Genomic DNA, 6,713 nt, shown 5'->3' with positions numbered 1-6,713 from the left:
ATAGCAACACGCTATGAAAAGCTAGCACGCAATTTTAAATCTATGCTTTACCTAGCTTGTACTATTATTCACTGTAAGTTAAATTGAGGACACGCCCTAGAGGTCCTTTGACAGTTTGGTACCGTGTCATTTTTCGAGAGGAGAAAGTTGTTATGGCAAAATTAAAAAAACTACATCGTTCACGTAATCATCGAATGATTGCAGGGGTTATGGGCGGAGTAGCAGAGTACTTTGGGTGGTCGCCTAACTTAACCCGTATTTTATTCTTTATTATTTCTAGTGCCAGTGCGGCGGTTCCAGGTATTTTAATTTACTTAATCCTGTGGCTAATTATGCCAAAAGCTACTGCGGATTCTTATGTATAAGCACACGGTGAGTAGCTAAATAAAAAACAGCCTGAGCAGGATTTTTTGGGAGATGCTATTCAGGATATTGGCTAATACGTAATATCCTGAAACATTACTATAACCCCAGACATTATAAAAAAATATATAATAAGAAATAGAGGTAATTTGGCTTCATTATTGGCCCGTTATTAGCTTCAGTATAAGTACAATAAGATGAGTGGTCATTCGTTGGCCACGACAGCATACTTTTCCTCCTGCCTAGATGGGTTACCATCTAGGTATTTTTTTGTCTATATTTGCATCAATTCGGCTTACAATATAGATAAAATAGCGTTTTTTTAGTAAGGTGAACGTATTAAAGTTAACCCTTAAAAAAATTGACCATAAGCGATCACATTCGACTCGCTTATTCATCCCTATTTTCATTAAAACGTGGCGACATTATGACTTTTCAACAATTAATTTTGACTTTGCAAACTTATTGGGCAGAAAAAGGCTGTGTGGTTTTACAGCCTTACGATATGGAAGTGGGGGCAGGGACCTTTCATACTGCGACATTTTTACGTTCTTTAGGTCCAGAAATCTGGAACGCAGCTTATGTCCAGCCTTCGCGTCGCCCAACTGATGGTCGTTATGGTAATAACCCCAACCGCCTGCAACATTATTATCAGTTCCAAGTGGTCATGAAGCCAAACCCACCTAATATTCAAGAGCTGTACTTAGGCTCGTTAGAGGCGATTGGTATTGATACCCTGACTCATGATGTGCGTTTTGTAGAAGATAACTGGGAGTCACCAACGCTTGGTGCATGGGGCCTAGGTTGGGAAGTTTGGTTAAACGGTATGGAAGTGACTCAGTTCACTTACTTCCAGCAAGTGGGCGGTCTTGAGTGCTTCCCAGTAACCGGTGAAATCACTTATGGTCTTGAGCGTCTAGCGATGTACATTCAGGGCGTAGATAGCGTATATGACCTAGTTTGGACCGATGGTGAGTTTGGTAAAGTAACTTATGGCGATGTGTTCCACCAAAATGAAGTGGAGCAGTCGACTTATAACTTTGAGCACGCTGATGTGCCGAAGATGTTTGAGTTATTTGATTTTTATGAAGAGCAAGCAGATAAGCTGGTAGCAGCTGATCTACCCCTGCCTGCTTATGAGATGGTGTTAAAAGCGTCGCATACCTTTAACTTGCTAGATGCTCGTGGCGCAATTTCAGTGACTGAGCGTCAACGCTTTATTTTAAGAGTCCGTACTTTAGCTCGTAAAGTGGCACAAGGTTATGTTCAGGCGCGCGCGAAGCTTGGCTTCCCATTGGCAGATGAGGCGCACCGCGAGGCTGCACTGAAAAAGTATTTGCCAAAAGATGACAGCACTGCAGACAAAAAAGCCGATAAATAATTTTTGTGAGCGGTCTTTTGTGAGCTTGCATAGAGCCATCTATAGCCTATAAATATTAATAACATCTTCGAAAATAGAGAATCTCATGAGTACAATTTTATTTGAACTAGGTAGTGAAGAGCTGCCACCAAAAAGCTTAAAGCCATTACGTGATTCATTAAAAGCGAGCGTTGAAACCCAATTACAAGACGCTAATATTAGCTATGACAGCTTAAAGGTTATGGCAGCACCTCGCCGTTTGTCTTTATTGATTGAAGGCATTAGTGACAAGCAGCCAGATCGTGTTGAACAAAAGCGTGGTCCTGCAGTTAAGGCCGCTTATGATGCTGAAGGTAAGCCAACTCGCGCCGCTGAAGGTTTCGCCAAAGGTCTAGGTATTGATGTTAGTGAGCTGATGACTATTGAAACCGATAAGGGTGATTATATTGGTTATGAATTAACGGTTCAGGGTCAAGAAACGACTGAGTTATTGCCAAATATTTTCCAAAATGCCTTAGACAACTTACCAATTGCAAAGCGTATGCGTTCAGGGGCTAGCCGTGAAGAATTCGTCCGTCCGGTGAAGTGGTTGGTGCTGATGCAAGACAATCAAGTGATTGAGGCGTCTATTCAAGGTTTGCAGGCAGGAAATGAGACTTTAGGTCACCGTTACCACTCACCACAGCCGATAGTAATACCACATGCCAATGAGTATGAGAGTGCACTTGAAGCGGCTAAGGTTATCGTTGATTTTGACCGTCGCCAACAGTTAATCGTTGAAGGGGTGAAAAAACTGTCTGCTGAAGTAAATGCTGACGCAATTGTGCCTCAAGACTTATTAGATGAAGTGACCGCGCTAGTTGATTTGCCAGTGGCCCTACGTGCAAGCTTTGAAGAGCGCTTTTTGCAAGTGCCACAAGAAGCTTTAATCAGCACCATGCAAGCCGACCAAAAGTACTTCTGTTTAACTGACAAAGAAGGCAAACTGCAACCTTACTTTATCTTCATTAGCAACATTGAGTCAAAAGACCCAAGCCAAGTGGTTAGTGGTAATGAAAAAGTAGTGCGTCCTCGTTTGGCTGATGCTGAGTTCTTCTTCTTACAAGATCAAAAGCAGCCACTTATCGAGATGGCAGAAAGCCTAAAAAATCGTGTCTTCCAAGATAAGTTAGGCACCATTTGGGAAAAGTCTGAGCGCATTGCTAGTTTAGCAGCGTTCATCGCAACCACCTTTAAAGAGCAAAACATTACCGCTTATTCAGACATTGATGTTGAGCAGACTAAGCGTGCTGCCATGCTATCAAAAGCAGATCTAACCAGTACTTTAGTGGGTGAGTTCCCAGAGCTGCAAGGTATTGCAGGGACTTATTATGCTCGTTTAAACGGAGAGCCTGAGACCATTGCTGCTGCAGTTGAAGAGCAGTACTTACCTAAGTTTAGCGGTGATGTGTTACCGCAGACCGCTATTGGTATTTGTCTGGCCTTAGCCGATCGCCTAGACACTTTGGTTGGGATCTTCGGTATTGACCAAGCCCCGACAGGATCAAAAGACCCGTTCAGTCTACGCCGCTCAGCCATTGGTGTGCTTCGTATCTTAATTGAGAAGAAGCTGCCTATTAACTTAAAAGTCTTAATCGAACAAGCCGTTGCTAATTATCAAGGTAAGCTGGCTGATGAGCAAAAAACTTTGACGCAAGTTATGGAGTTTATCAACTCACGTTATCGCGCTATGTATACTGAGCAAGGTATCAGTGTTGATAGTATTCAAGCAGTATTGGCCATAAATCCACACCTACCTTTAGACTTTGACCAGCGCTTACATGCGGTGAGTGAATTCCGTAACTTACCACAAGCGGCGACATTGGCAGAGATTAACAAACGTGTTGCCAATATCTTAGCTAAATCAGAAGGGCAAGTGGGTGAGTCGGTTGACGAGTCTTTATTAACAGAAGACGCTGAAAAAATCTTGTATCAAGCCTTAAGCAAAGCCAAGACTGAGGTAGCTCCTTTGCAGGCTGACGCACAATACAACCAAATCTTACAGTCGCTAGCCACATTAGAAGCCCCATTGACAGGCTTCTTCGATAATGTAATGGTGAACAGTGAAGATGAAGCTCTAAAAGCTAATCGCTTGACCTTGTTGAAGCAGGTGCGTGAGCTGTTCTTAACGGTGGCTGATGTGGGTGAATTACAGATCTAGTCTAGAAGGTTTATTTGTTAATAAAATCTCTGTCTAGCAGCCAATTTAAAGGGCATAGCGTTTTTGCGTTATGCTCTTTTTTGGTATTTAAACCCCCTAAGCCTATGGGTGTAGGGACAGCTAGTGGCATTAATATTGTAAGTAAAAGTTACAAGTTAACATTACTCATTTTTAGATTCTTATCGCATAATACAATAGATTAATACAACTCTAAATTCTCTGTTACGTTACTTGGGTATGCGCTGTCATGATTGAAAACTGGACGCGGGAGCGGGTCACACAGCGGGTGCTGACCGCAACCTTATTAGTGATACTGTTTATTCTTTGCTTTAAGGTGGTACAGTTTTTTATCGTGCCTGCCTTATGGGCCGCTATCCTGTCTTATGTCACCTTCCCTGCTTATAATTTCTTCCATCAAAAAGTAAGATTAAGTCCCAATATTAGCGCCGGTATCATGACGGTGTGTATCTCTTTGATGTTAGGGGTGCCTGTGGTGCTGGGTCTTTTTGTACTCCAGCAAGAGGCCGTCAACTTATACAGTAACCTGCTATATCGAATCAAGGTAGGCTACGTTGATTTACCTGAAGAGATTAAGAATATCCCAGTCATTGGGCAGCAAGTTAAAGACATCTTGTGGGAGATTAACAAAGATCCTGAAGCGTCTTTGAGTGCATTTAGAGCTTGGTTACAGTCGCATTTGTATTACGGAAAAGTCGCCTTAGATGTGGCACTGAGCACTATGGCCAAGATGGGCATGGCGTTGATGACTATCTTTTTCTTCTATCGAGATGGCATTAGCCTGATTAAACAAATCCGTCAGGCACTACGTAATATCATTGGTAACCGTATTGATGATTATATTGACTCTGTGGGCTCGACCACTCAGGCAGTGGTTTATGGTATTGGTCTAACTGCATTGGCGCAGGCTATTCTAGCCGGTATTGGCTATTATTCTGCAGGCGCACCAAGTCCTATCCTATTGACCTTGATGACCTTCGTTGTGGCGCTGATTCCGTTTGGTACTCCTTTTGCTTGGATGGGGGTGTCTATTTGGCTACTAACTCAAGGTCACACTGCTGAGGCTATTGGTTTGGCACTTTGGGGTATGTTGGTGATCAGTTGGGTGGATAACCTAATCCGTCCTATTGTAATCTCTGGCGCCACCAAGATTCCCTTTATCATTATCTTTATTGGGGTACTAGGAGGCCTGACAGCCTTTGGCTTTGTGGGTCTATTTATCGGGCCTGTTGTGTTGGCAATTGCTCTAGCGGTTTGGCGAGAATGGATTAATCAACATCGTAATATTATCTTTGCCCCTTGTTATGCCCAGCTTGATGAGCATCAATGGAAGCCGGCAGATCGGCCTATGGCGTTAGAGATTTCTCCCAACGTGGTGACTTTTAGTAAGTATCCGTTTGCCGATGCGCCAAAAGATGGGACTGATAAATCAGACTCGGCGCAGGAGCTAAAAAGCTGCTCAGTACCAGATTCTTCTCATAATCACAAAGAAGATGATAATCATCGACCGGATAAATAAGAGCTAAACTATAAATAGAGTCTATAAACGACAAATCGCTCTTAATATCCATAAAACTGATATCTATAAAACTAATCTCAATAAAAACAACGACACTCATTTAAATAAGGATTAACTTTTCTCATGCTCACCATTATTGCCGATAGTAACATTGCTCATTTGCACGACTATTTTAATGAAGAGATCTTAAAGCATCCTATTAATGTGATTGAAATGGCCGGTCGAGATATTACGCCTGAAGCGCTCGAACAGCACCAGCCTGATGCTCTGCTGATTCGTTCGGTAACGCCAGTAGATGCTAAGCTGCTGGATAAAAACCAGAGTGTTAAGTTTGTTGGTTCGGCCACTATTGGTACTGACCACGTCAATGAAGGTTATGTTAGTTTACGCGGTATTCGCTTCGCCAATGCTGCCGGCTGCAGCAAGCACTCTGTGGCACAATATGTGCTGAGCGCTATTTTACAGTTGCGTCCTGATTACTGGTCAGCGAATGAAGATAAGCCGGTTAAAGTAGGGATTATTGGCTTAGGTAATATTGGTAGCACCCTAGCACGATATGCGCTGGATTTAGGATGGGAGGTGCTGGGCTACGACCCTTTCCAGTCGGCTTCAATTATCAATAATGCTAGCCTTGATCAGGTATTAACTGAGAGTGATGTGATTAGTCTGCACGTGCCGTTAACGATGCTAGGCCATAGTGAGCTGCCTACCTATCATATGATTGATGCTGCTGCACTGGCTAAGATTCCACAGCAGACTTTACTGATTAATACCGCTCGTGGTCCTGTAGTTAGTGAGGCAGATTTACTGGCTGAGCTCGATAAATCCCCGCAGCGCCAAGTGGTACTCGATGTATTTGAGCATGAGCCTCAAGTACCTGCTCAGCTACTTAAGAAGCTGGCCATTGCTACGCCGCACATTGCGGGTTATACCTTAGAGGGTAAACTGCGTGGCACTCAGATTATCTTTGATACTTTTGTTCGCTCTTATGGCGAAAAAGGGGCGGATATCCTGACCATCAAAGAGCAGGACCTAATGGCTGATTTACTGCCGGATAATCCGTATCACTGGCAAGATCTAAAACAAGCCCCTGAAAAGCTGGTTGAATTTTATGATATTAAAGCCGATGATAGCTTGCTTAGAGAAGCTTTAGATGAATCAGCGTCTGCGGTTGAAGGTCAAGCCTTTGATGCTTTGCGTAAAAACTATGCTCTGCGCCGCGAGTGGTTATTTGAGCGTTAAAAGCTTACTGC

5 protein-coding genes and 1 pseudogene are annotated in these 6,713 nt (G+C 43.2%); all 6 read left to right on the top strand.

The features are described 5' to 3' along the window. Window positions 1-87 (top strand): annotated as a pseudogene (locus tag A1232T_RS13810) (IS5/IS1182 family transposase); the annotation flags it as partial. A gap of 65 nt (window positions 88-152) precedes the next feature. Beyond that, entirely contained in the window at window positions 153-365 is a 213-nt protein-coding gene (locus tag A1232T_RS05115) for a PspC domain-containing protein (RefSeq protein ID WP_077448412.1), read from the top strand. Between the two features lie 425 nt (window positions 366-790). Next, entirely contained in the window at window positions 791-1,744 is a 954-nt protein-coding gene (glyQ, locus tag A1232T_RS05110) for a glycine--tRNA ligase subunit alpha (protein WP_077448411.1), read from the top strand. A gap of 85 nt (window positions 1,745-1,829) precedes the next feature. After that, the gene (glyS, locus tag A1232T_RS05105) at window positions 1,830-3,923 is read left to right on the top strand and encodes a glycine--tRNA ligase subunit beta (RefSeq protein WP_077448410.1); all 2,094 of its coding nucleotides are present in this window, start codon (window positions 1,830-1,832) and stop codon (window positions 3,921-3,923) included. A gap of 247 nt (window positions 3,924-4,170) precedes the next feature. Next, a complete protein-coding gene (locus A1232T_RS05100) occupies window positions 4,171-5,460 on the top strand; it encodes an AI-2E family transporter (RefSeq protein WP_077448409.1) in 1,290 nt (429 codons plus the stop codon). 123 nt (window positions 5,461-5,583) lie between these two features. Further along, window positions 5,584-6,702, top strand: coding sequence for a 4-phosphoerythronate dehydrogenase (locus tag A1232T_RS05095; RefSeq protein ID WP_077448408.1), 1,119 nt, complete (start codon window positions 5,584-5,586; stop codon window positions 6,700-6,702). Window positions 6,703-6,713 lie beyond the last annotated feature (11 nt).

Origin of the sequence: Psychrobacter pasteurii (assembly GCF_900162815.1) — a bacterium.
In the GTDB taxonomy this organism is placed as follows: domain Bacteria; phylum Pseudomonadota; class Gammaproteobacteria; order Pseudomonadales; family Moraxellaceae; genus Psychrobacter; species Psychrobacter pasteurii.
This window is presented reverse-complemented; position numbering and strand designations above follow the sequence as displayed.